Annotated in this window: 27 protein-coding genes and 1 tRNA gene; 23 read left to right on the top strand and 5 right to left on the bottom strand. The window is 58.8% G+C overall.

Features of this window, described 5'->3' with window-relative positions; translation table 11 throughout:
* Nucleotides 1-163 precede the first annotated feature (163 nt).
* Together MJP36_RS01285 and MJP36_RS01280 are read left to right on the top strand one after the other, a co-directional pair.
* Nucleotides 164-607 (top strand): hypothetical protein, encoded by a 444-nt coding sequence (locus MJP36_RS01285; protein ID WP_244384687.1) that lies wholly within the window; start codon nt 164-166, stop codon nt 605-607.
* The gene (locus tag MJP36_RS01280) at nt 604-1,188 is read left to right on the top strand and encodes a hypothetical protein (protein ID WP_161547602.1); all 585 of its coding nucleotides are present in this window, start codon (nt 604-606) and stop codon (nt 1,186-1,188) included. Before MJP36_RS01285 ends, MJP36_RS01280 begins: the two co-directional genes overlap by 4 nt.
* Nucleotides 1,189-1,245: 57 nt before the next feature.
* On the opposite strand, the gene MJP36_RS01275 is transcribed toward MJP36_RS01280, so the two are convergent.
* Nucleotides 1,246-2,439 carry an IS4 family transposase gene (locus MJP36_RS01275; RefSeq protein ID WP_244385668.1) on the bottom strand — a complete coding sequence of 398 codons (1,194 nt, stop codon included), beginning with the start codon at nt 2,437-2,439 and terminating at the stop codon, nt 1,246-1,248.
* Between the two features lie 328 nt (nt 2,440-2,767).
* On the opposite strand from MJP36_RS01275, the gene MJP36_RS01270 reads away from it, so the two are divergent.
* Nucleotides 2,768-3,166 carry a hypothetical protein gene (locus tag MJP36_RS01270; protein WP_244384685.1) on the top strand — a complete coding sequence of 133 codons (399 nt, stop codon included), beginning with the start codon at nt 2,768-2,770 and terminating at the stop codon, nt 3,164-3,166.
* Nucleotides 3,167-3,285: 119 nt separating this feature from the next.
* Complete coding sequence (locus tag MJP36_RS01265; protein WP_244384683.1) at nt 3,286-3,852, top strand: hypothetical protein; 567 nt, start codon at nt 3,286-3,288, stop codon at nt 3,850-3,852.
* A 369-nt stretch (nt 3,853-4,221) separates the two neighbouring features.
* On the opposite strand, the gene MJP36_RS01260 is transcribed toward MJP36_RS01265, so the two are convergent.
* Nucleotides 4,222-4,476 (bottom strand): hypothetical protein, encoded by a 255-nt coding sequence (locus tag MJP36_RS01260; protein ID WP_244385667.1) that lies wholly within the window; start codon nt 4,474-4,476, stop codon nt 4,222-4,224.
* A 669-nt stretch (nt 4,477-5,145) separates the two neighbouring features.
* Here MJP36_RS01260 and MJP36_RS01255 point away from each other — a divergent pair.
* Nucleotides 5,146-7,716: an autotransporter family protein gene (locus MJP36_RS01255; RefSeq protein WP_244384681.1), complete on the top strand. Its 2,571-nt coding sequence runs from the start codon at nt 5,146-5,148 to the stop codon at nt 7,714-7,716.
* Nucleotides 7,717-7,852: 136 nt separating this feature from the next.
* On the opposite strand, the gene MJP36_RS01250 is transcribed toward MJP36_RS01255, so the two are convergent.
* Nucleotides 7,853-8,440: a hypothetical protein gene (locus MJP36_RS01250; RefSeq protein WP_104995159.1), complete on the bottom strand. Its 588-nt coding sequence runs from the start codon at nt 8,438-8,440 to the stop codon at nt 7,853-7,855.
* A 15-nt stretch (nt 8,441-8,455) separates the two neighbouring features.
* Complete coding sequence (locus tag MJP36_RS01245) at nt 8,456-9,067, bottom strand: hypothetical protein (RefSeq protein ID WP_060755517.1); 612 nt, start codon at nt 9,065-9,067, stop codon at nt 8,456-8,458.
* A gap of 296 nt (nt 9,068-9,363) precedes the next feature.
* Between MJP36_RS01245 and MJP36_RS01240 the strand changes: the two genes are divergently transcribed.
* The 8 genes from MJP36_RS01240 to MJP36_RS01205 all read left to right on the top strand — a co-directional run bounded on the left by MJP36_RS01240 (nt 9,364) and on the right by MJP36_RS01205 (nt 16,735).
* Nucleotides 9,364-11,004: a vWA domain-containing protein gene (locus MJP36_RS01240; protein WP_244384680.1), complete on the top strand. Its 1,641-nt coding sequence runs from the start codon at nt 9,364-9,366 to the stop codon at nt 11,002-11,004.
* Between the two features lie 241 nt (nt 11,005-11,245).
* Nucleotides 11,246-11,818, top strand: a complete 573-nt coding sequence (locus tag MJP36_RS01235) for an RNA polymerase sigma factor (protein WP_244384678.1) — start codon at nt 11,246-11,248, stop codon at nt 11,816-11,818.
* Nucleotides 11,815-12,381 (top strand): hypothetical protein, encoded by a 567-nt coding sequence (locus MJP36_RS01230; RefSeq protein WP_161547622.1) that lies wholly within the window; start codon nt 11,815-11,817, stop codon nt 12,379-12,381. The genes MJP36_RS01235 and MJP36_RS01230 overlap by 4 nt, the downstream gene beginning before the upstream one ends.
* Before the next feature lie 344 nt (nt 12,382-12,725).
* The gene (ectB, locus tag MJP36_RS01225; RefSeq protein WP_205344226.1) at nt 12,726-13,979 is read left to right on the top strand and encodes a diaminobutyrate--2-oxoglutarate transaminase; all 1,254 of its coding nucleotides are present in this window, start codon (nt 12,726-12,728) and stop codon (nt 13,977-13,979) included.
* On the top strand, nt 13,976-14,443 hold the full coding sequence (locus MJP36_RS01220; protein WP_104995163.1) for a GNAT family N-acetyltransferase: 468 nt from the start codon (nt 13,976-13,978) through the stop codon (nt 14,441-14,443). The genes ectB and MJP36_RS01220 overlap by 4 nt, the downstream gene beginning before the upstream one ends.
* A gap of 9 nt (nt 14,444-14,452) precedes the next feature.
* Nucleotides 14,453-15,757, top strand: coding sequence for a SidA/IucD/PvdA family monooxygenase (locus MJP36_RS01215; RefSeq protein ID WP_244384677.1), 1,305 nt, complete (start codon nt 14,453-14,455; stop codon nt 15,755-15,757).
* 51 nt (nt 15,758-15,808) lie between these two features.
* Complete coding sequence (locus MJP36_RS01210; protein ID WP_060755521.1) at nt 15,809-16,432, top strand: LysE family translocator; 624 nt, start codon at nt 15,809-15,811, stop codon at nt 16,430-16,432.
* 9 nt (nt 16,433-16,441) lie between these two features.
* Nucleotides 16,442-16,735, top strand: a complete 294-nt coding sequence (locus tag MJP36_RS01205) for a hypothetical protein (RefSeq protein ID WP_244384675.1) — start codon at nt 16,442-16,444, stop codon at nt 16,733-16,735.
* 53 nt (nt 16,736-16,788) lie between these two features.
* Here the strand turns inward: MJP36_RS01205 and MJP36_RS01200 are convergent.
* Nucleotides 16,789-16,865: transfer RNA gene (locus tag MJP36_RS01200), tRNA-Arg, on the bottom strand.
* Between the two features lie 208 nt (nt 16,866-17,073).
* Between MJP36_RS01200 and MJP36_RS01195 the strand changes: the two genes are divergently transcribed.
* The 10 genes from MJP36_RS01195 to gabT all read left to right on the top strand — a co-directional run bounded on the left by MJP36_RS01195 (nt 17,074) and on the right by gabT (nt 24,374).
* Nucleotides 17,074-17,790, top strand: a complete 717-nt coding sequence (locus MJP36_RS01195; protein WP_244384674.1) for a Crp/Fnr family transcriptional regulator — start codon at nt 17,074-17,076, stop codon at nt 17,788-17,790.
* Nucleotides 17,791-17,877: 87 nt separating this feature from the next.
* Complete coding sequence (locus MJP36_RS01190) at nt 17,878-18,420, top strand: RNA polymerase sigma factor (RefSeq protein ID WP_060755523.1); 543 nt, start codon at nt 17,878-17,880, stop codon at nt 18,418-18,420.
* 95 nt (nt 18,421-18,515) lie between these two features.
* Nucleotides 18,516-18,743, top strand: coding sequence for a RebB family R body protein (locus tag MJP36_RS01185; protein WP_003187543.1), 228 nt, complete (start codon nt 18,516-18,518; stop codon nt 18,741-18,743).
* Nucleotides 18,744-18,761: 18 nt separating this feature from the next.
* Entirely contained in the window at nt 18,762-19,334 is a 573-nt protein-coding gene (locus tag MJP36_RS01180) for a hypothetical protein (protein WP_244384672.1), read from the top strand.
* A gap of 82 nt (nt 19,335-19,416) precedes the next feature.
* On the top strand, nt 19,417-20,043 hold the full coding sequence (locus MJP36_RS01175) for a hypothetical protein (RefSeq protein WP_244384671.1): 627 nt from the start codon (nt 19,417-19,419) through the stop codon (nt 20,041-20,043).
* Between the two features lie 40 nt (nt 20,044-20,083).
* A complete protein-coding gene (locus tag MJP36_RS01170; RefSeq protein WP_090367598.1) occupies nt 20,084-20,416 on the top strand; it encodes a hypothetical protein in 333 nt (110 codons plus the stop codon).
* Between the two features lie 82 nt (nt 20,417-20,498).
* Nucleotides 20,499-20,813: a RebB family R body protein gene (locus MJP36_RS01165; protein WP_060755527.1), complete on the top strand. Its 315-nt coding sequence runs from the start codon at nt 20,499-20,501 to the stop codon at nt 20,811-20,813.
* 50 nt (nt 20,814-20,863) lie between these two features.
* Nucleotides 20,864-21,178 carry a RebB family R body protein gene (locus tag MJP36_RS01160; RefSeq protein ID WP_090367596.1) on the top strand — a complete coding sequence of 105 codons (315 nt, stop codon included), beginning with the start codon at nt 20,864-20,866 and terminating at the stop codon, nt 21,176-21,178.
* Between the two features lie 296 nt (nt 21,179-21,474).
* Nucleotides 21,475-22,917 carry an NADP-dependent succinate-semialdehyde dehydrogenase gene (gene gabD / locus MJP36_RS01155; RefSeq protein ID WP_244384669.1) on the top strand — a complete coding sequence of 481 codons (1,443 nt, stop codon included), beginning with the start codon at nt 21,475-21,477 and terminating at the stop codon, nt 22,915-22,917.
* A 179-nt stretch (nt 22,918-23,096) separates the two neighbouring features.
* Nucleotides 23,097-24,374: a 4-aminobutyrate--2-oxoglutarate transaminase gene (gene gabT / locus MJP36_RS01150; RefSeq protein ID WP_090367592.1), complete on the top strand. Its 1,278-nt coding sequence runs from the start codon at nt 23,097-23,099 to the stop codon at nt 24,372-24,374.
* The last annotated feature ends 222 nt before the right edge of the window (nt 24,375-24,596 follow it).

Below are 24,596 nucleotides of genomic sequence, written 5' to 3'. Positions count from 1 at the left end.
CGATGGCGGCTTTGGCTACCTCCCCCCTCCGGCAAAATTACGTACGAGGGAAACAGGGGGCAGGCCACGGTTAATTCAAGTGTTAATAGTGGTCTGACCCCTATTTTTCTATCCGGTTGGAAAAGTAGGGGAGATTGCTAAAGGGGCTGAAGGCGCTGCGGAGGTGGGTGCAAAAGGCGGGTCTTCAGAAACTGTCACTTATTTCAGAGTTGAGGGCGGGGGATCTGGCACTAAGACCAGCCAAAATCGTATTACTGCCAATGAAGATGGGACTATTACCATTAACCCAGGTTGCACAGGGCAACTTTGCGTAAGTGTTGGCAATGCTGATCATTCCACGTACTACTTGACGAACAAACGACCTGATGGTTCCGTAGTGGTTTTTGACATTGATGCTAGCCTTCATAAAGAAATTATGGAAAAAGTAATCCCTCAGCGGCCTGTCGCTGGAATGACGAAGGATCCTAATGCGCCGAAAAGAGTAGACAAAGATCAGCCCGGTTACTCTCTTGAGTTACCTAAAGTTTGGGAGTCGCTTCTCGAAAAGAGCTCGAGTAACGCCCGTGTTTATACGCAAGATGAGTTTTTAAAGGAATTCAAGAAATGACGGTGAGTCAGACAGTTTTTGATGATCTTTGGGATGGGGAAAAAAGTGTATGTTTTTTTGTGCATTCTGGAAAATGTTACTGGGTTGTAGATGAGAAATATAATTTTTCTCTTGATGCGGAAAAAGACTACCGTACCTATCTTGAAGATGGTGATATAACCCAAGAGCAATACGAGCAGTCATGTAAGATTTTTAGAGGTGGTATCCTAAAAATGACGGCGGAAAATTTTCCGCAGTACCTGGATATATCGAGTGAAAAAATACTATCTCCAAACGATTTAGATAACTTTATAGGGGCAGATCCTGAGGTTTTTGAAAAAATTGAATATTATTTTTTAACCGGTGAGGGTTTGACCCCTGCTCTGTATAAACAGGCCAATATCATTCATTCCAGATTTCCTAGGTTCTACATAAACTTTGACAGGAAAATTTTTATGCACATGGATGATGTGCGCGCTCATGAAAGTCTTGCTTATCCAGATTGGACTGCTGAATGCTTTGATTTTAGCTTTCTGATTCCTGCGAGCGAGCGGTATTGGATAGTGGCGGGTAATGACTATTGGAAACTTCGATTTATATGAATGGGGATAGAGAAAAGAAGCGAAACAGGGGTCAGACCCTGAGGGATCGCCACAAATCTACTCCAAGCTCTGCGCTTGATGGTGCACTTGATCACGCAGGGCTTTTTCCAACATTTCCAAGTCTTCTCGCCCACCAAAATCGGTACAACTGCGCCAATATTCCATGCCTAGCCGCCAAAATGACAGTACACGTTTCACCTTGAGGCTGTTGCTTTGATAGCGCCGTTCCAAATCACGTTCTCGCGCCTTAAGCCCGGTTAAAAAGAGGAGATAGTTGGCGAGGGCAGCAATCAACAGCAGCGCCTCTATTCGCTTTGGGCACCTGCTTCGATGCAGATTCAAACCCAACCCCAAGTGTTCACTTTTCACATCTCGGAAGCCTTCTTCAGTCTGCATACGCCGCTTATAAATTGCCACGATTTTTGCTGAATTCCACTCGCTTTGCTTCAGATTGCTTGCAAGCAACCACGGCTCTCGCTCTCGACTGGCGGACTGCCGGCTAAGCTTGCTTTTGGCAATTGACCCAGTGACTCGTTGATGTTTACGGCCCTTGGCAGAGTGGCGAACGCAGTACAAATCAATGAAGTGAGGCGCGCTGCGGGTCATCTCGACTCGACCCAGCGACTTGGGCGATGAGGTGGCCAGAGCATACAAATTCTTCACGGGTAACCATTCACTTTCTTCGCGACGATAAAGCTCACGATTACGTATGCGAGCCACGTAATACCAGCCTTGCGCGGCTACAACCTTCATCCATGGTCGCCGGAAGCCTGCATCAGTTACCAAGATTGGGATACAGCCATCAGGCAGCAATTCAGCCAGCGTTTTAATCAGGCGGCTTTGATACTTGTGGCAGCCTTCTCGCTCATGAACACTTTCATAAATAGGAAATGAACGACCTGCCAGCGGGATTGCGGCTCTCAACAAAAAAGCGCAACCAGGGGCATCAATTCGAGACCAATCGACCAAGATCAGCGGATGCTTCAATGAGCCCAGCAACGCTCGTAGCATCACCCAGTAGTACAACGGGCGCTCTGATCTCAGATGCTGATTTCCCAGCAATCGGTCGACGCGCTTGATGGCATGTTTGGGATAGGCCTGACCCGGCATGGAGCGCCCGAGGCCAGTCAGTGTTAGGCGACGGCCCTGCAGTAACGAACTGACACAACTCATCAGCGTTGTCAGGCGGCGAGAATGGATTGAGGGGAGTGCTTGAGCGAGTGCTCTGTGTAAAAATCGGATGGCCTGCATGGTTCGGGATCTTAGTTTTGTGTGGTGCAAACCAAGTTGCCGATCCATGCAGGTCTCTTCAATATTCCAACTTCTTGATTTTCGGTAAGAAAAATCGGGGATCCCTCAGGGTCTGACCCCTATTATCCCCGAAGCCTGGAAAAATCGAGCAGTTACAGAAACTGCAAAATAACACTATGCTCAACCCGGATCGTAAAGAAGTCATACTTTTTGCTCCGAACGTGGTTAAACCGCAGCAGATCAAAGCTTATGAAAATATAGGGGTTAAAGTTATTAATAGCGTCGACGAACTGCTTGAGTATGGTGCTAGAAAAGGAGGGTTGTAGTTGTGAGTGACTCAGCATTAATTATATCGGGTGTGGAAGTTGATGAAGGCGCGTTTGCTGATTTTCTCCACTCTATAGGTGGAGTAGTTAGCGCCGGGAAACGTAATCGCGGAATGTTGAGCAGGGGTGACGCAGCTTTGTATGTTTCATTGCTCGCCACCGAAAAATTCATAGAGTTTTATGAATTGCAAGATATTCTCGATTGGGAGAGTTTGTTAGGTGCCACTCCGAGGGCAATGGTTGAAATACAGTTGGGGCACTCGAAAGGTTCGATGGAAATGTACTTATGGCTGGCGTACGAGTTTGGTAAGAAATGGAATTGTGTTGTTGATGATGTTAGTTCGGTGACTATTAAGTATTCTGAGGTTTGTGAAAGATATAGAAGTTCGATTGTGGAATAGCAAGCGTGGAATAGTGGCCTGCCCGGCTTTTCCCTGTTTTCATATGGGGTCGTGTTTTTTTGAGTTTTTGATCCCAGCAGGGCCACCCCAGTCCCGCTGTCGCCAAGGAAAAATCCTTTATGAAGAAAGTTGCTTTCATCCTCGCAGCCCTGGCTCTTGCGGGCTGCCACTCCACTGCCCGCGACTCGTCGCCTAGCCTGTTGAAAGATGGCGTGCAGTTGCAGCAGAACAAAGTCGTGGCCGATGCCGAGCACGCGAAGGTGATCATGCGCGCCACCGGTTTTACCTACCCCGTGCAGTTTTCTGTGCGCCGTGGCGGCGATGTCGATCAGCGGCCGGAGATCCTAGGCACGGTGGTGGATTCCGGTCGGGGCAAGGTGTTCGGCTGGATTGCCAAGATGAGTGAGGTGGCCAACAGTGCCGCGGTCAAGCGCTTCCCGCAGTTGGAAGTACTGGCTGATCCGGGGCAGACAATCGAGGTGCTGGGCGAGTCGCGGGTGTATGACTCGAATTACTACCGATACGCCGAAAAGATTGTCTACGCCTGCGGCCCGATGAGCTCGGCGTTCAAGCCGCAGAAGCAGAAGGTTTACTTGGTGGAGTTCGTGATCGTCGGCTCGGGCTGTGAGCAGCATGTGTATGACATCACCGACCCCGCACAGCGTATTCCCGTCCCCGCGCCCTAAACGCAAACCGTGTAGAACGAAATAGGGGTCAGACCCTGAGGGATGGAGGACAGGCCACCTTGGCAATGAAATTTAGGTATTCAATAAATAGAGGAATAGTGGTCTGCCCCCTATTTTTCCGCAGAGGCAAGACTGGCAGTGCCGTGCCGTGATTCGACTGCTCTCTGGTCTGGAGACGCCTGGTGCTATCGCACACGTTCCGTCGAATAGTTGTGGGAGAAAATAAAGGTAATTGGCGGTTTGGGCCGGCAGCTGCAACGCAGCGCCAAGGTTGCATAGGCGACAGGCCACTTTTACTGCCCAAGCGTGGCCCGCACCTACTTACTGCCTCACCGTTAAAAGGGCAACTCGTCAGCCACCCTGTCACGGTCAGTTGGCGCTGTTGAGCCTGCGGCTGATGACATCCAGCAAATCACACCCATCGCGCAGCGTAATGGCTAACAATTGGGCGAAGTCTTGAAGCACCACGGCATCGCTGCTGAGCTGTTCGCGGAAGGCCAGGTTTTCCAGCAGTTGGGTGACGGCTCGAATCCGGTACGCGGCGGCGTCGTGGAGGACGTCGAGGGGCGCACTGGTGTCGATAAGCAGAGCGGGGACGGTGCTGTCGTGGCCCGTGAGGGGCATGTATTGGTTCATTTGAAGCCTCGTTTTGATGATATGAGAGCCATCACCTGTTCGTCGCCAAACGAATTGGGTGGCAGCTGTACGCAGGTTGGCGAACCGGAAACGAGAAACCGGCAGACCCGAAGGTCTCCCGCGCACAGCCGCCATAAACGCGACTCTGCGGGTGCAAAAGAGTCTGCAAAAAAACGCAGACCGTTTTTGCACTCGTTATCGGGTCGCCAAACCCGATCGCCCTGTTTGGGCGACGGCCGGACTATAAGCCCCTCACCCAACCCACGCAAGGCATCAGAGCCCCGACTCAAGTCCGTCCAGCCCCACTGACTTCAGCGCCTCCCGACCTCTGCACACGGGTACAACGCAAATCCCCAGTAGTTTAGGGAATCTTCCTACCGCACAAGGAACCATTTCCTTCAAAACCGGGTCTTTACCCCGCCCACCCGCAACCGGTCGGGCTGCATGGACTGCAGCGTTTTAAATACATTAAGGATTAATGTGAACCTCGCTCCCCCATTCCCTCTTCTGCCACCACCGGCTGCGGTGCGTTTGCTCGCGCCTGCGTTTCAGGAAGGCGCCTGGGGGGCATGCATACGGATCAAGTGATCCTTCGCTTGGCACACCTACGGCCGCCGGGCGTATTGGCGGCTTTGACTGTAGTTCATGGAGTTTGAAATGAAGCGTAAGCCGTTCCAGAAAACCCTGTTGGCCCTGATGGTCAGCGCCGGTGCCGCGCATGTTGCTGCGGTGGAGTTCGATGTCAGCACCGGCCAGAACAAATGGAAAGGGCAGGTGTTCAACGAAGCGGTCACTTTGGTCGGTTCACGTAACGTGGTGGCTACGCAGCGTTACGTCGATGGGGCCAGTGTTGCCGAGACGGATATTCAGGGCTCGCTGACCAATCGCGCCGATTACACAATCGATGGCAGCGGCCTGAACATCCGCGGGTTTGTGGTGGATGGCGCGCTGGACTCTGACCTCCGGGCCCGAGGCGGTAATATCACGGGCGATGTGCTACAGGCCGGTACGATCCGGTTGACCAACCAGACCTGGGCCGAAGGGTTTGAGGTGGGGCCCGCAAACATCGGCGGCAGTGTGATCAACTCGGGCAATATCATCACCGTCGACGTACCGGGTTCCGGTCCGAATAGCGACGGTGAAGGCATTTACCTCAACGGCACCACCGTAGGCGGCGATGTCGTCAACTCCGGTCTGGTAGACGTGACGTCCTACTACGGCTACGGCCTGATCCTGGACACCCATAACAATATGCCGGTGACCATCGGCGGCAAGATTCTCAACTCGGGGACTATTCGCGTCACGGGTGAGGAGGCGTTGGGCATTGAGGTGGAAACCGATACCAGTGACCTGCGCATAGAAAACAGCGGATTGGTGACGGTCAATGGCGGCCTTGCCCGAGCGGTGCGATTCGACTCCGGTACTTATGATTATCTGCTCAACAGCGGCACGATCGAAGCCAATGGCGCCAGCGCGGTCGCTGTCAATCTGCGCGGTGCCACCTTCACCCAGAACCCACAGGCGGGCGCACGAGGCATTATCAACCGTGGCCTGATCAAGGCTGACAGCACAGCGATCCTGGTCGACGCGCCGTACCAAACCTCGCCGTTCGAAATCAACCAGCAAGCGGGCGAAATTCGCAGCAACTCCGGCACCGCCATCGATGCCGCCAACCTCGCCACGCTGAACTGGACCGGTGGCCAAATCACCGGCGACCTGCTTAACCTGAATGCGGTGAATATCGCAGGCCAGGCTGATTTCGTCGGCAAGCGCATCATCGCGCCGGTCTCGATCAACTCCGGTTCGCTGAACCTTTCGGCGCCCGGTACCACGCTCACCGGTAACCTCAACGTCGCCAGTGGTGCGGGTATCGACATGCGCCTGGCCGACAGCGTAGTGCCGACCACGCCGTACCTGACCGTGAACGGTGCAGCGAATTTCGCCCAGGCTTCGAAGCTGACCGTGAGCGCCAAACCGGGCGACTTCGCCAGCACCAACAGCGGCACGCAGTACACCCTGTTGCAAGCCACCAACCTGCAAAACAACGGCCTGTCTGTGGCCAGTTCGTCATCGCTGCTGAACGTCCTGAGCTACTCGGCCGACGCGCAAACGGTCAAGGCCGTGGTGGCGGTCAAAGACAACCAGCAAGTGCAGCAGGAACTCGCGGCGGTGGGCGCAGGCGCCGCGTCAGCGACGGCGGTGAACACCTTCAAGAACGACGTGCTGAGCGGTCTCAATCAGAACGACGCGGTGTTCCAGGCCCTGGCTAACGCCGGCACGGCGCAGCAGCTTGCTCAGGTGAGTGAACAGCTCAAGCCAGACGTCAACCGTGGTGCCCTGGATGTGGCGTTGTCGGGCCAGACTGTCGTCAACAGCGCGATCTTCAACCGCCTCACTGGCCAGCGCGACAGCCATCAAACCGGCGGCGTGTGGGTGCAGGGCCTGAGCAGCAACATGGATCAGGATGGGCGCGGCGGCAACAACGACTATTCGGCCAACAGCAGCGGCTTGGCCGTGGGCGTGGACGGTCGTGTGAATGAAACGACCACCTTGGGCGTGGCCTACAGCTACCTCAATTCCAACATCCATTCGGACCTTGGCAACAAGACCGACGTCGAAGGCCATGCGCTGTCGCTGTATGGCAACTGGGCGCTGCAGAACTGGTTCGTCGACGGCAGCCTCAGCTACGGCCATAACGACAACGACAGTAAACGCCATATCGCCGGCACCACGGCCAAGGGCAGCTACGGCAGCAATGTGTTGTCGGCCAGCGTGATCAGCGGCTACAGCTTCAAACCGTCCCAGGCCGTGGTGATCGAGCCACGGGTGGCCGCGCGTTACTCCAACGTGCGCATGGATGGCTATACCGAGAAAGGTTCCTCGGCGGCCCTGAGCACTTCGTCGCAGCGTTATGAAGTGGGCGAGTTGGGTGCGGGCGTGCGCCTGGCCGGCAACTTGCCGATGGGCGCGGGCAACCTGCAGCCGGAAGCAACCTTGATGGCCTACCACGACCTGATGGGCGACCGCGTGGCGCAGACCTCCAGCTTCGTGACCGGCGGTTCGGCGTTTACCGTGACCGGCGCGTCGGTGGCGCGTGACAGCTATGAAGCCAGTGTGGGCGTGAACTACCAGGTGTCGGACTTCACGCTCGGCGCCAGCTACACCCGCCAGGCACGCAGTGGTTTCGATGCCGACGGCGTGATGCTCAAGGCGCGCTACGCGTTCTAAGGCATACGGCAAAAAAGTGTGGGAGGGGGCTTGCTCCCGATAGCAGTGAACGAGTCAATGATGTGTGGACTGACTCACCGCTATCGGGGGCAAGCCCCCTCCCACAGTTGGTTTGTGCGAAGCCGGAACGTTTGGGTCAGAACAACTTGCGCTGCACGGCCTCATCCAGCGTGCTGCGCGTCAACGCGTCCACCACATCGCGGGTGTTCGCCTGGAACGGAATACCCACGATCAGCACCAAGTGCATCCAGGTGCGTACCGACTCGCTCTTCTTGACCCGGCCCAATTCCTTGCCGTCTTTGTCCTTGAACACCGTTTCCAGGGTGAAGGTGTTCTTCGCTGTGGACGGAATGATGAAGAAGGTCGCACCGGTAATGATCGCCGAGGCCATGCTGAACTGTTCGTTGTTGTACAAAGTGGCGTCGGCGTAGATGTCCGAATCGACCTTATCGGTGCTCACCCGTGCAAAGCGGTTGGACTGGCGAAAGCCATCGGCCACTGCCTTTTCCCACAGGGCTGCGGGAGCGCCGGCAGCCGCGTTGGCGGGGCCGCCGTTAGTCTGGAAGAGTGCCGTGGTGCGCAGGTAGGCGCTGGGTTTCTGCGCAGGCGCGTTGGCGGTCGGCGGCCAGGTTTGTACCGGCGGCAGTTCATGTTGCGAGTAAGACACGCAGCCCGTCAGCAAGACTGCCGCGAGTACCAGGCCGAGCTTGATCAATCCTTTCATGGGGGCTTCCTGCAGTTATGGTTTGGCCAGTTTTGCGGTGGCGGTGTCGAGCAGTTGCGCGACCAGTTCGTTCAGTTGCTTGGCGCCCATGGTCGGGGCCCAGTATTCGCGACCGTAAAGGCCCACGTTGCGCTCGAACTTGACCTCTTGTTTGCTGCTGGCCAGCTCCTTGCCGTCACGGTCGACGATCGTCAAGTCGCCGGCCAGGTCGAAGGTGTCGACGTAGATCGGGCCGTTGACCCAGATCCAGATGGTCAGCGTCAGCAATGCGCCGGGCACATACCCTGGGTGCACGCCGCGATGGCCTTTGAGGGAGGTCATGTTGAATTTGAGCGATACATCCTGCTCACCCAGGCGCACCGGGTATTCGGTGACCTGCTTGAAATAACCGGCCGTGCGCACATACTCGTTGAGCTGTAGCGTCAAGGAGTGGCTGATAGCGGTTTTGTTGGCATCGTTGACACCGACGGCATTGACCGTCACATCAGCGATTTGCGCACTGCGCGGGCTGCTGACGGAAGCCGGGTGCAGCGGGGCGCCAATCGGGCCGGTGACGGTGTAGGACACACAGCCAGTCATCGACAGAACGGCGATCAGGGCCGCAGCCCGCATGAGGATTTTCAACACGCAATATCCCTATAAATGAATAAACCAGGCCAGTGTCTCGACCGATTGGGCGTGAACTTGAGGGGCTTGGATGATTGAGGCGTCAGGTGCCGTACCGTTTTTCGTACGTCAGATTCATGCGTCTGCAGCGATTGCTGGCAGGATGATGGCTTGATGATATCATGCGCATGGCGTGTCTTTAAGCCCTGCCGTTTCAAACACTGCACATTTATGACTGGTGCATGCGGATTAACCCGAACCCTTATTAACTTGCGTCTGACCTTGTGAACGGATCATTCACTCACGAGGTTCAGCCCATGTCCCATCCTCTGCTCTTGTTGCGTCCTGCCGCCCAAGGTTTTGCCGTTACCGTGCTGGTGGCGCTGGCCGGCTGTGGGGGCCCGTCGTCCACGCAAGTGGCCACGCCGGATGAGTCGGCGCCCATTTCCGAGTTGCAAAGCGTGGCGCCCCAAGGGGCTTTGGCGAAAGCCGCGATAACGCCCGCACCGATGACTGCGCGCTTGCAGATGCCGGAATCAGCGGCGATGGATTATCGCAGCGAACCCCGCGAGCAATACGAAAACCTGCCGCAGAACCCGGTGCATCGCGTCGCCGAAACCCCGGTCTCCACCTTCAGTGTGGATGTCGATACCGGCAGCTACGCCAACGTACGACGCTTCCTCAACCAAGGCCGCCTGCCGCCCGAAGGCGCCGTGCGATTGGAGGAAATGCTCAATTACTTCCCCTACAGCTACGCACTGCCCACCGACGGCTCGCCCTTTGGTGTGACCACCGAAGTCGCTGCCACGCCGTGGAACCCGCATACCCAGCTGCTGCGCATTGGCATCAAGGCGTCCGATAAAGCCGTGGCGGAACTGGCGCCCGCCAACTTGGTGTTCCTGGTGGATGTGTCCGGCTCCATGGACCGCCGCGAAGGTTTGCCACTGGTGAAAAGCACGCTGAAATTGCTGGTGGATCAGTTGCGCGGGCAAGACCGCGTATCGCTGGTGGTCTACGCCGGTGAATCCCGCGTGGTGCTCCAACCGACGTCGGGCCGTGACAAGGTGAAGATCCGCAACGCCATCGACCAGCTCACCGCCGGCGGCTCCACGGCCGGTGCTTCCGGTATTGAAATGGCCTACCAGATGGCCCGCGAAGGCTTTATCGACAAGGGCATCAACCGCATCCTGCTGGCCACCGACGGCGACTTCAACGTGGGCGTCAGCGACTTCGACAGCCTCAAGCAGATGGCGGTCGAGCAGCGCAAAAGCGGCGTATCCCTCACTACCCTCGGCTTCGGTGTAGACAACTACAACGAACACCTGATGGAGCAACTGGCCGACGCGGGCGACGGTAACTACGCCTACATCGACAACCTGCGCGAAGCGCGCAAAGTGTTGGTCGAGCAACTCAGCTCGACCCTGGCCGTGGTAGCACGGGATGTGAAATTGCAGGTGGAATTCAACCCTGCCCAGGTCAGCGAATACCGCCTGTTGGGCTATGAAAACCGCACCCTCAAGCGTGAGGATTTCAACAACGACAAGGTCGATGCCGGTGAAATTGGTGCAGGGCACACGGTGACCGCGCTGTACGAAATTGTCCCCAAGGGCGAGAAGGGCTGGCTGGAGCCGTTGCGATACGCCGCTGCGCCTGCGGCCGACGGTCAGTCCGCCGAGCTGGCGATGTTACGGGTGCGCTACAAGCCCGCTGCGGGCGGCAACAGCCAGTTGATCGAACGCCCTATCGCCAACCAGCCCACCCCGGCCAGCGACGACCTGCGCTTCTCGGCTGCCGTGGCCGCTTTCGCCCAACAGCTCAAGGGCGATGGCCGCTACACTGGCAGCATGAGTTTGCAGGACACCGCCAAACTGGCCCGCTCGGCTCGCGGCGATGACCCGTTCGGCCTACGCAATGAGTTCGTGCAACTGGTGGAGTTGGCCCAGAACCTCAAACCCTGATCTCGACCCCGTCCAAATCTGGAAGGCTTGCCCCAACCTGTAGTGAGCGGGCTTGCCCCGCGCCGGGTGGCGCAGCCGCCCCAACAGGGACGCCGCGGTATTTCAGAAGGACCGAGGTGCCTGGGTTTGGGGCGGCTGCGCCACCCGGCGCGGGGCAAGCCCGCTCACTACAGGTGATGTGTTCTGCAACTGGCCTACCGCTAGACCCGCTTCGACCGACAGAAAGGAGTTCGCCCACCCCATGGCCGTTCCACACGATTCACCCAGCGACGAATCGCTGCTGGCCCGTTACCGCGCCGGTGATGCCGCCGCCTTTGAAGGGCTCTATGCGCGGCACCGCCAGGGCCTGTACCGCTTTCTCCTATCCCTGAGCAACAAGGCTGAACTGGCTGAAGAAATCTATCAGGACACCTGGCTCAGCCTGATCCGCAGCACCACCCAACCCCAGGGCCGGGCAAGTTTTCGTACGTGGTTGTTTCAGATCGCCCGTAACCGCCTGATCGACCATTGGCGCAAGCACGGCATCCACAACCCGTTGCACGACAGTTACGATGAACAACTGCACGCCCAGGCCGACGACAGCGCCGGCCCCGAGCAGCAACTAAGCCTGAGCCGCGACCAGGCGCGGCTCGACGCCGCGTTGCAAGACCTGCCCGAAGACCAGCGCGAAGTCTTCCTGCTGCGCCTGCACGGCGACCTTGAAGTGCCGCAAATTGCCGCCCTCACCGGCGCCCCGCTGGAAACCGTAAAAAGCCGCCTGCGTTACGCCCAGCAGAAACTGCGCCGCCTGCTGGCCGAGGAGATACCTGTATGACCGACTCCCGACAGACCCCGGATTCCGACGACCTGCTGATCCAGCATGTGCGTCAACACAGCATTGGCGAGCCGCCTGCGTCGCTGGATGCCTTCATCCTGGCCACCGCGCGCCGCGAGGTGCCTGCGCCCAAGCTCAGCCTGTGGCAGCGCTGGAGCCGTGCCTGCCGTCAGCCGCGTTGGCAAATGGCGTTCGCCACGGTTGCCGGCGTGGCATTGATGCTCGGCGTGGTGATGCGTACCACCGAGCTCGACCTCGATACACAGGGGCCACAGGGCCCACAGGGGCGCCTGGCGGCGCCGGCGGCGCTGTCTGCGCCTGCGCCTATGAGTGCACCGCCCCAGGCCGAGTCTTACAGTGCCCCGCAGCGAAGTGAGGCGTTGCCCCAAGGCAAACTGGCCAAACGAACCGCGCCGCAGCCGCTGGAGCAGGGGCTGCTGGAAGTATTGCGCTTGCGTGCGGCAGGGGACGAAGCGGCTGCGACGGCAAAACTGGCCGAGTTGAAGCAACGCTTTCCCTCGCAAAATATCGAGGAGCAGCTAAAGGCATTGCAGTCTCGATGAGCCTGTGGCGATGGCATCTTCCGCGGCCATCGCCAGCCTCTGGGCAACGGGTCATAAGCATATGAATTTATAATTAGTCGCGGCGCTTACAATTGCTGCTAGTTTAATCAGCGAAAGACGTCATTGTTCCTGCTGGCCAACAGAGCGGGTCATGTTTCATAGGATGAAAAGTTGCATGCGGACTTCAAGGGATTAAAGTCTTCTCAGCATTCGCTACATGGCCACTGGGAAATCGCTCTACCTGTTGAAAGTCCATTCAATTGGATTGATAAACGGTGCCTTACATGACGGCTACGCTAAATGACTCGCTGGCAAACACGGTGGTCTCTGAGATTCAACAACCCCTGGATATTTTCGAGCGTAAAGAATCCAACGTACGCTCTTATTGCCGGGACTTTACCGACACTTTCCATACCGCTGAAGGCTCGACCCTGACCAGTGAACAGGGTCAGGTATTCATCGATTTTTTCAGTGGAGCCGGTGCCCTGAACTACGGGCATAACAACAAGGTGTTAAAGGCTGCGCTGCTGGAGTACATCGCCGACAATGGCATCACCCATGGCCTGGACTTCAAGACCACGGCCAAAAAGGCCTTCCTGACCGCGTTCGAGGAGCACATCCTGGCGCCGCGCAACCTGCGTTACAAGGTGCAGTTTCCTGGGCCAACCGGCACCAACGCGGTGGAGGCGGCCATCAAGCTGGCGCGCAAGTACACCGGGCGCCAGAACGTCGTGGCGTTCACCAACGCGTTCCATGGCATGTCCCTGGGCAGCCTCGCCTTGACCAGCAACCCACGCAAGCGCGCCGGGGCCGGGGTCACCCTGAACAACGTGACGTTCATGCCGTACGACCAGTATTTCGGCGACAACGTGGACACTTCGCACTACCTGGCCAACATGTTGCGCAGCGGCAGTGGTATCGACAAGCCGGCGGCGATCGTGCTGGAAACCGTGCAGGGCGAGGGCGGAGTGAACAGTGCCTCGGCCGCATGGGTGCAGGCTGTACAGCGCATCGCGCAGGCCCACGACATCCTGCTGATCATCGATGACATCCAGGCCGGTTGCGGCCGTACCGGTGACTTTTTCAGCTTTGAAGCCCTGGGGGTCACGCCGGATATCGTGACCTTGTCGAAATCCATCAGTGGCTACGGCTTGCCCATGGCCCTGGTGTTGCTCGCGCCGCATCTGGACGTGTGGGAGCCGGGCGAGCACAACGGTACGTTCCGGGGCAACAACCTGGCCTTCGTCACGGGCAAAGCGGTGATCGAGCACTACTGGCGCGACACCGGTTTTACCCAAGCGTTGAAAGCCAAGGCCGACTTCCTGCAAGCGTCGCTGGCGGCGCTTTCCCAACACTTCGCCGCCAAGGCGCCCAACCGTCTCAAGGGGCGTGGTTTCTTCAGGGGGCTCGAGTTTGAAGACAAGAGCCTGGCGCAACGAATCGCGGCCAAGGCCTACCTGCGAGGGTTGATCATTGAGACGTCGGGCATTGACGATCAGGTGCTCAAATTCCTCCCAGCGCTGACTATCACGCCGGCGCAGATTACCCAGGGCCTGCAGATACTGGAGCAAGCTTTCGCCGAGGTAACCGCGCCATGAGCCAAGCGATTGTTACCCGACATGCGTCCCTAGATGACGCGCAGGCCATCGCGCCGCTGCTGGACAAATACCGTGAGTTCTATGGTGAGGCCCCCGACTTGTCGCGGTCACTGGCCTTTATCCAGCAACGGTTCTTTTTGGGCGAGTCGATCATTATCGTGGCCGAGATAAATAACGAAGTGATCGGTTTTACCCAACTCTTCCCGAGTTTTTCCAGTGTCACGCTGGAGCGTCTCTGGATATTGAATGACTTATATGTAGAAGCTTCCAAGCGCAGTGCGGGAGTTGGGTTGGCCTTGTTGACGGCGGCGCGCAACTTTGCGCTGAGCACTCATGCCAAACAGTTGTTTATTGAAGGCGCCGAAGATAATCCACGGGCCAGAAACTTATATACGCGCTTTGGCTTTATCGAGAACACGGCCTACCACTATTACCATCTTCCACTCGCCCGCGCCCAAGGATAGGAGCTTTCCATGTCAGAGACTATTTACGATATCGTCGGGATCGGCTTCGGCCCCTCCAACCTGGCGCTGGCCATCGCGCTCGAAGAAGCCACCTCACCCTTGACCTACCGCTTCCTGGACGCCAAGCAGGCTCCGGACTGGCAGGATGAGATGTTGCTCAGCGGCTCGGATATCCAGAACAACCCCCTGCGGGATCTGGTGACACCCCGCAACCCACGCAGCCGCTATGGCTTCGTCAATTACCTGAAAGAAACCGGCCGCCTGTTCGACTACCTCAACTTGCCGCTGACCTATCCGCTGCGGCGCGAGTACGCCGAATACATCAAGTGGGTGGCCGGGCATTTTCTGGGCAGTGTCGAATCATCGGCGTTCGCCCGGCGCGTCGAGCCGCTGAACGTCAAAGGCGAGCCCGTGTGGAAGGTCACCTACAATGATCAGCGGGTCATCTACGGGCGTAGCCTGGTGCTGGGCACTGGGCGCACGGCGAACATTCCGGCGGTGTTCGATGGCCTGCCTGGCCCGCAGGTGTTCCACCTCAACCATTACCTGGAACGTATTCATGCCTTGCCGCCGACTGCGCAACGCATCGGCGTGGTGGGCTCCAGCCAGAGCGCGGTGGAAATTGTGCTCGACCTGACCGCCAGGTTTCCGGACAAGGACATCTATTCGTTGCACCGCAGCTTCAGCTTCCGCCTCAAGGACACCAGCCCGTTCAGCGACAAGGTGTATTTTCCGGAGTTCATCGACTACTACTTCAACCTGCCGCCCGAGGCCAAGGCACGGGTGGACAAGCAGCTGCGCGGGACGAACTACAGCTCGGCCGATGAGGACGTGATCAATGCGCTGTATGTGCGCATCCATGAAGAAAAACTGCAGGGCAAACAGCGCATCCACATTCTCAACAATGTTGCCATCGAGCAGGCGTCCATAAGCGCCTCCGGGCAGGTGGAACTGGCGCTCAAGGAGGTCAACCAGCTCACGCACTCGACCCTGGCACTGGACGCCGTGGTGCTCGCCACCGGCTTCAAGGACATCGCCGCCAAGGAAAACGGCGAGCTCTACCCACCGCTGCTGGCGCCTTATCACCGACGGTTTCGCACCGACGCCCAGGGTGCGCTGGTGGTCAACCGCGATTACAGCCTGACCGCACTGGACGACTTGCCCGCCGTGTATCTCAACGGGCTCTGCGAAAGCTCCCACGGCCTGGGGGATGCCGGTTCGTTCAGCCTGATCTCCCTGCGGGTCGAGCACATCCTGGCGGCCCTGGAGGAGACGCTGGCGTTGACCGAGGCACCGGCACAAGCGTTGGCTTGATCCAACCCGGCAGCAGCCGTTGCCGGCTGCTGCTTCTTACAAGGAGTTCTCATGTTTACAGCGGCATTGATCTACATCCTGGCGGTGATCAGCCCCGGGCCCAACTTCATCATCGTCAGCCGGTTTTCGTCGCTGGGGTCCGTCTCCACCGGCATCGGCGCAACCTTGGGCATCTGTACCGTCGGCGTGTTCTTCTCGACCATTTCCCTGCTCGGCCTGGCGGCGTTGCTGCATCAGTATCCGGCGTTTTCCAAAGTCGCCACGCTGTGCGGTTCGGCGTACCTGCTGTACATCGCCTACAGCATCATCAAAAGTGTGCTGGCGAAAAACACCGGCACCGCCGAAAGCCCGGCGCCTGGGGTGACCAGTTTTGCCAAGGCTTATCGCGTGGGGGTCATCACCAACATCAGCAATATGAAAACCATCGCCTTCATGATCAGTATCTATGCAGGCTTTCTCTCTTCACCGCGTTCGGACCTGGATAAAGTCCTGGTCGTCATGCTGTGTTCGAGCCTGGAAATCATCTGGTACTCACTGGTGGCGCTGTTGTTCGGCCAAGGCCCGATCAAGGCACTGTTCCTCAAGTACACGCGGCAGATCGACGTCGGGCTGGCGGTCTTCCTTGTCGCGTTCTCACTGAACAACGCCATCCCTGTACTGATTGCCAGTCGATGAGGCTTTGTCATGGAATGGAACGAAGTACTCAGGGATGTAGGTGTGCGCTTCAAATACCGCAGCTGGTTGCTGATCGACCTGTCGCCGGATGAACTGGCCTTGCGCGAACCGCTGGCCACACCGGGCCAGGAGTACTCGGGCATGGCCCTGATCCTGGATTGCAGCCTGGAGAGCATGTTCCAGATCGTCGATGGCCTGGGGCCGGGCATCAGCTATGCCGCCTCGCTGCAGGCCAGCAAGCGGCCGGTGGTGGCGGTGCCTGCGAGGAGGGCGCACTTCCAGGATTTTCGATGGGCGTGCTGAGCACCCACAAAAAAGCCCCAGGTTTTTCGACCTGGGGCTTTTTCATGCATATCTGGTGCACCCGGCGGGATTCGAACCCACGACCCCTGCCTTCGGAGGGCAGTACTCTATCCAGCTGAGCTACGGATGCTTGTGCGGGCGACATCATACCCATGTCGGCCAGATGCGTCCATGCCGGTGTTTTCACTGGCGATCGTAGGCAGGGTCAGGGCCAAAAGCGGCTATTTGCCATTATCTTTCACAACTCCTCCTACCGTACGTCCCTTTGTTTGCTTTGCTCTTGTGGCTCCAGCACCGCTGTGACGCCGCAATTCCCTCCCCCCTGGCCAGGTGAACGCATGCATTCCAAAGGAACCGTGATGCTCGATCTCCCGCTGAGACTGACCTTGCTCGCCCGCTCCGATTTATTCCGAGGGCTGCCGGAGCCGCTCTTGTGCTACGTCGCCACCCATATGGTGGAGCGCACGCTGGTTGATCGTGAGCTGCTTTATTTCAAGGATGACGCTCTCGAATTTATTGCGTTGGTGGTGGAGGGCCGGATCTATTCGGTGGTTCACGGGCCGGATGGGCGCGAGCAGATCATCGGCAGCATGGGCGCTGGACAGGTTGTGGGCGAGACGGCGTTGATCAATGACCATGGTCGTGAGTCTTCGACCTTTGCCGGCAGCCCGACGCGCTTGCTGCAACTGGGGCGTCGACATTTTGCTCCGCTGTTTGAGGAGCCGGTGTTTCTGCGGCGCTTGTTGATGCTGATGATGGTGCGCCTGCTGCATGCCATCGAACTGCTCGAATTGGTCTGCCTGCATCGGCTGGAGTCGCGGCTGGCGCGGTTCCTTTTGGCCAATATGGATGAGATCGACCTGGCCCTCGCCATGCCCAGCGTGTCATTGCCCGCCAACCAAGGGGTGTTGGCGGCCATGCTCAATACCAGTCGCCCCAAACTCAATGTGCAACTGCAGTTGTGGCGCCGCAGTGGCCTGATCAGCGGCAGCCTGGAGCGGATGGTGATCAACGACCTGGAGCATTTGCGGCGCAAGGCATTTGCCTTGAATTAGCCCTCGCGGTGTTCCCCAGGTAACAGCGCGCGCCTGTTTGTGCCTCGCACACTGGCCCTTCATCAAGGATGCACAGGAGTGCTTGCGATGGGGATGACTGTTCCGTTCAAGGATCAATGGGTGGCGGATGACCGCTTGTTTGAAGCGAGTTGGCGCGCCGTCCAGGGCGAGTTGAAGCGGCGTGCGCTGCGGCGTGCCAAGGGTAACCGGGATCAGGGCCAGGAGTGGTTGTCGGCAACGGCGATCAAGGCCCTGCTTTTTTTTCGGCGCTCGCCCGAGCGTATTCGCGACCCTCAGGGGTTTCTGTTCCTCGTGCTCGACCATGTGTTTCTCGACAGCCTGCGGCGTGGCAAGCGTGAGGGGCAGCTGTTCGATGACTCGGTCGATCTTGAGCACGATCACCTGGCCGCGCTCGCCGCCCCCTGCGCCTCAGTGTTGGAGTGGGTGGAGCGTTATGAGCGCCTGGAGCAAGTGACGGCGCATGTGGCGCGCTTGCCTGTCGCACAGCAGCGGTTGTTCGAGATGCGCTTTGTCGATGACCTGCCTTACCCCCAGATCGCCGCTGAACTGCAGGTCAAGCTGCCGTTGGTGCGCAAGCGGGTGCAATTGCTGCGCAGCGCCTTGCGCTGAATACCGTTCACAGACGTCGGCGTGAGGCGTTCTAGTTTAGGAGCGCGTCACGCCACCCCCACCCCGATCGGGTGAATTCCATCAAGGAGAGATGTATGACAGAGGTCAACAGCCAGATCACCGACGCGGTGACCCAAACCAACGTCAAGGTGGTCGCGGAGGCGCCGGCGCAGGCCATTGCGTCGTTGTATCAGGTGGCTAGCAGTGCGGCAGGCTTGTCGTTGCAGAACGCCGTCAACAGCCAGCAGGCGATGAACCAGATTTCCAACGCGGTGATCTCCAAGGCCGTTGCGTTGATCATGCAGATTGGCGAGAAGGGTTAAACCCTGGGGAGACTTGCCATGTCATGGTTCAGCAAAAAGAAGCCCAGCCCGGCGCCTGAAACATCCGCCGCGCAACCTCCGGCGTCCGCCCCGGCAGCGTCACCCACTCGCTCGATCATGGCGCGCATGAACGAGCATTTGCTCAACCAGGCGAGCACGCCCTCGTCTGACAGCACCGCCGCGCTCAACAGCCAGATCGTCCAGGCGGTGCAGTTCACCAATGCGCAGAATTTCGCTTACGCACCGGCGCAGATCGCCGTGCCGGCCGACATGATGATCAGCCAGGCGGCGGGGTTGGTCGCGCAATCGGCGGCGGGTTATTTCGATGGGGTCAGCAAGATCGCCTTGGCGGCTCAGGCTGTGCTGTTGCAGCAAATGACCGAGAACATCGTCAAGGACAACCTGCCGGCCGCCGCCGAAGACGCCCTGGGCGCATTGGCCACCGACCTGCTGGTGGGCGCGGCGGCCGCCGTGGCTGCCGCAGCCGGTGCGATGGAGGCCGAGGCCGCCAGCGTGGCCATCGACAAGATCGACCAGAGCATCGCCAAGTACGCCGACACCTTGGCCAACCGGGCAGCGCCAGCGGCCTGAACCGAGCACAGCGTTCCGGCGTTCTGCTGGAACGGTGCAACAGCAACTTGAAAGTAACTTTTCTTGAGTGAGGAGCGACATCATGGACGTTGGAGATCTTATTTTTTCGGTGAAGCAAGAAGACGACAGTACGACGCGGGCATTTATCAAGGCCGGTCAGTTGGTTAAAGCCAAAGTGTTCTCCCAGGACACGACGTATCTGAATGTGGTTCACCCGGCGATTGCGGTGAGCAAGACGATGGTGATCGAAAGCGTTGGCAGTGGCTTGGCCTTGACTGACGTGAGCCTGGAAAAACCACCTCGCACCGCCATGGTGTTTTCCTGCCGTGACACTGAACTGGGGTTTGCGGCGGCGGTAGCGGCCAAACAGTTCTATTTCGACAAGCTCGGTGGCGAAATTGACGGTCGCTACAGCATGTGGAACGCGATGCTTTCGGCGTTCAAGGCTTGGGAGTCCGACACTTCCCTGCAGGATCGAATCAATGAATCGGTAGCCATTGGCAGCAGTTCCTTTTGCTCACAATTCGCGGCCAACGCTTATGAGATGGGCAACCTCTACAACGCGGCTAACCTGGTGCCACCACCGCCTGCCATTTTCAATCGGCGGCCTTCGTCGATTACGCCCGCAGAACTTGCGACGTTCTGTGACTCGTCGCCGCGGTTCTACTTTGCGGGCTTCTGGGAGGACGGTCAGGAGGTGCGGCTTTAGCGGGCCTGTCGCCAGCCCTACATTGCCCAAGGAGATCGACATGGCCCACCCATCCATCCCCTCAGTGCTATCGAGCGATGACCGTCAACGGCTGGAAGCGATGCTGCGCAACCCGCAGATGTTCGCCGGAACGCCCCAAGCCATCGTCGACGAAACCCTCAAGCGCGCTACCCAAGTACTTGAGCAATCGAGAGTCAACGAACAGGCGATCCGCAAGGCCGCCGAGCAGAGTGAAGAGGCGGTACGCCAAGCGCTGAACAGCACGCCTGAGGACAGCGCCGGTCGGGCGCAGCTCAAGCGTGAAGTGAACGCCGAGATCCAGAAGTTGATTGCGCAGATCGAGGCCGCCCTGGCCAAGGCTGCCGGCTCCTGAAACCGCACACTTCACAGCGCCTGTTTCGCAACGTTCATTCATGAACACGGAATGCACCGTGTACTCAATAAGGAAGTTAATCATGGCATTTGTTAACGAACAAATTACCGACGCGGTCACCCAGACCAACGTCAAGGTAGTGGCCGAGTCGCCGGCGATGGCGATGAGCACCATCTATCAATCGATGGCGCAGGCCACGGCGATTCTGTTCCAGAACGCCGTGTCCGCGCAGCAGCAGCAAAACACCCTGGCCCAGGCCGCCACCAACCAGGGCGTGATGCAGATCTACAGCGTCGACACCACGGCGGGTGCGGCGGCTACCGAGAAAGTCGCCCAGGGCGGCGTGTCGGATAACCTCACCAGCCTGTTGACCGTGCTCAAGTCTTTCCAGTCTTAAGCACTGAGCGATAACGGATGTTGTTCTTTCTTAACAAAGGAGTTTCACCCATGAGTACTGTCAGCCCGCAAATCACCGATGCCGTTACCCAGACCAACGTCAAGGTCGTTGCCGAGGCACCGGCGATGGCCATGAGCACGATCTACCAATCGATGGGCCAGGCCACGGCGATCCTGTTCCAGAACTCGGTCTCGGCCCAGCAGCAGCAAAACACCCTGGCCCAGGCCGCCACCAACCAGGGCGTGATGCAGATCTACAGCGTCGACACCACCGCAGGTGCTGCCGCCACCGAGAAAGTCGCCCAGGGCGGCGTGGCCGACAACCTGACCAGCCTGTTGACCATCCTCAAATCGTTCCAGCCTTAAACCGCAACCGCTCCAGGCACCCCCGTCGCCCAACAGGCGCCGGGGGTGTTGTCGTTTGCACGCTTGATCCGAAAGGTGCGGCAAATGCGCGGTTTTCGTTCTTTTTTTCGAACAGACTCTTGCCCTGCCCCCCCATTGATCCTAGGATTCGTTTGAGATTTCAAACGCTCTGTCTCCCGTGCGCTTTCTGATCATCGTGCGCGCTGGGGCTGATTTCCCTGACGGCAGCCCACAAGGCGCCTTTCAACAACTCTAATTCGCTCCGCGTGCGCGCGGTGCTGTTAAGGAAAGCCGACATGCAGCTCAAAGATACCCAGTTGTTCCGCCAGCAAGCCTTTATCGATGGCGCTTGGGTCGATGCGGACAACGGTCAAACCATCAAGGTCAACAACCCGGCCACGGGCGAAATCCTCGGCACCGTGCCGAAGATGGGCGCCGCGGAAACCCGCCGCGCCATCGAAGCCGCCGACAAGGCCCTGCCGGCCTGGCGTGCGCTGACGGCCAAGGAGCGCGCCAACAAGCTGCGCCGTTGGTTCGAACTGCTGATCGAAAACCAGGACGACCTCGGCCGCCTGATGACCCTCGAACAAGGCAAGCCGCTGGCCGAAGCCAAGGGCGAAATCGCCTACGCCGCATCCTTTATCGAGTGGTTCGCCGAAGAAGCCAAGCGCATCTACGGTGACGTGATTCCCGGCCACCAGCCCGACAAGCGCCTGATCGTGATCAAGCAGCCGATCGGCGTGACCGCTGCGATCACCCCGTGGAACTTCCCGGCCGCCATGATCACCCGTAAAGCCGGCCCGGCCCTGGCCGCCGGCTGCACCATGGTGATCAAGCCCGCTTCGCAAACCCCGTTCTCGGCCCTGGCCCTGGTTGAGCTGGCGCACCGTGCCGGTATCCCCAAAGGCGTGCTGAGCGTGGTGACCGGCAGCGCCGGCGATATTGGCGGCGAGCTGACCAGCAACCCGATCGTGCGTAAATTGTCCTTCACCGGCTCCACCGAAATCGGTCGCCAGTTGATGGCCGAATGCGCCAAGGACATCAAGAAAGTCTCCCTGGAGTTGGGCGGCAACGCACCGTTCATCGTGTTCGACGACGCCGACCTGGATAAGGCCGTCGAAGGCGCGATCATCTCCAAGTATCGCAACAACGGCCAGACCTGCGTCTGCGCCAACCGCCTGTACATCCAGGATTCGGTGTACGACGCGTTTGCGGAAAAACTCCAGGTAGCGGTGACCAAGCTCAAGATCGGTAACGGTCTCGAAGAGGGCACCACCACCGGTCCGCTGATTGACGAAAAAGCCGTGGCCAAGGTCCAGGAGCACATTGCCGATGCCCTCGGCAAAGGCGCCAAGCTGCTGGCCGGTGGCAAGGTGATGGAAGGCAACTTCTTCGAGCCGACCATCCTGGTCGATGTGCCGAAAGACGCCGCCGTCGCCAAGGAAGAGACCTTCGGCCCGCTGGCGCCGCTGTTCCGCTTCAAGGACGAAGCTGAAGTGATCGCCATGTCCAACGACACCGAGTTCGGCCTGGCGTCCTACTTCTATGCCCGCGACCTGGGCCGTGTGTTCCGTGTGGCCGAGGCCCTGGAATACGGCATGGTGGGCGTCAACACCGGGTTGATCTCCAATGAAGTGGCACCGTTCGGCGGCATCAAGGCTTCGGGCCTGGGCCGTGAAGGTTCCAAGTACGGGATCGAGGATTACTTGGAAATCAAATACCTCTGCCTGGGCATCTGACCGGCAGGAGCATGCGGTAAACGCAGAGGGCACGAGAGCGCTGACCCTTTGCGTGTTTCACCCCGTTATTCGTAGTGGCCGGGAAAGCTGTGGCAGTCGATCATCGCATGCTGCCGTAGTTGCCTCCCGCCACGTATGCCTTGGACCACGCCACCCGATGAGTGGCGAATGAGGACTTTATGAGCAAGACCAACGCATCCCTGATGAAACGCCGCGAAGCCGCTGTACCCCGCGGTGTCGGCCAGATTCACCCGATCTTCGCCGAATCCGCGAAGAACGCCAGCGTCACCGACGTTGAAGGTCGCGAGTTCATCGACTTCGCCGGCGGTATCGCCGTGCTGAACACCGGCCACGTGCACCCGAAAATCATCGCGGCCGTGACCGAGCAACTGAACAAGCTGACCCACACCTGCTTCCAGGTTCTGGCCTACGAGCCTTACGTGGAACTGTGCGAGAAAGTGAACGCCAAGGTGCCAGGTGATTTCGCCAAGAAAACCCTGCTGGTCACCACCGGTTCCGAAGCCGTCGAGAACGCCGTGAAAATCGCCCGTGCCGCCACCGGCCGTGCCGGCGTGATCGCGTTCACCGGCGCTTACCACGGCCGCACCATGATGACCCTGGGCCTGACCGGCAAAGTGGTGCCTTACTCGGCCGGTATGGGCCTGATGCCAGGCGGCATCTTCCGTGCGCTGTACCCCAATGAGCTGCACGGTGTGAGCATCGATGATTCGATCGCCAGCATCGAACGCATCTTCAAGAACGACGCCGAGCCTCGTGATATCGCGGCCATCATCATTGAGCCGGTGCAGGGCGAGGGCGGCTTCTATGTCGCGCCGAAAGCCTTCATGAAACGCCTGCGCGAACTGTGCGACAAGCACGGCATCCTGCTGATCGCCGATGAAGTGCAAACCGGTGCCGGGCGTACGGGTACTTTCTTCGCCATGGAACAGATGGGCGTCGCTGCCGACCTGACCACCTTCGCCAAATCCATCGCCGGCGGCTTCCCGTTGGCCGGTGTGTGCGGCAAGGCCGAATACATGGACGCCATCGCTCCGGGTGGCCTGGGCGGCACCTATGCCGGTAGCCCGATCGCTTGCGCCGCGGCCCTGGCCGTGATGGATGTGTTCGAAGAAGAGCACCTGCTGGACCGCTGCAAGGCCGTGGGCGAGCGCCTGGTGACTGGCCTGAAGGCGATTCAAGCCAAGTACCCGGTGATTGGCGACGTGCGTGCCCTGGGCGCGATGATTGCGGTCGAGCTGTTCGAAGATGGCGACAGCCACAAGCCGAACGCCGCCGCTGTGGCTTCGGTGGTGGCCAAGGCGCGTGACAAGGGCTTGATCCTGTTGTCTTGCGGTACCTACGGCAACGTGTTGCGCGTACTGGTCCCGCTGACCTCGCCGGACGAGCAGTTGGACAAAGGCTTGGCAATCATCGAAGAGTGCTTCTCCGAGCTGTAAGCGGACGCTGAACGGTTTGACGGAAAAAACCCGCTTCGGCGGGTTTTTTTACGCCGGTTACCTAACAGACGCCCGAGTTGAAATGTGGGAGGGGGGGCTTGCCCTAATATCAGTCAGTTAAGGATTAACGCGGTCACTGTGGGAGGGGGCTTGATCCCGATGGCGGTGTGTCAGTCACGGTTTCTGAACCTGACACACCGCCATCGGGAGCAAGCCCCCCTC

Origin of the sequence: Pseudomonas palleroniana, assembly GCF_022836895.1 — a bacterium.
In the GTDB taxonomy this organism is placed as follows: domain Bacteria; phylum Pseudomonadota; class Gammaproteobacteria; order Pseudomonadales; family Pseudomonadaceae; genus Aquipseudomonas; species Aquipseudomonas palleroniana.
This window is presented reverse-complemented; position numbering and strand designations above follow the sequence as displayed.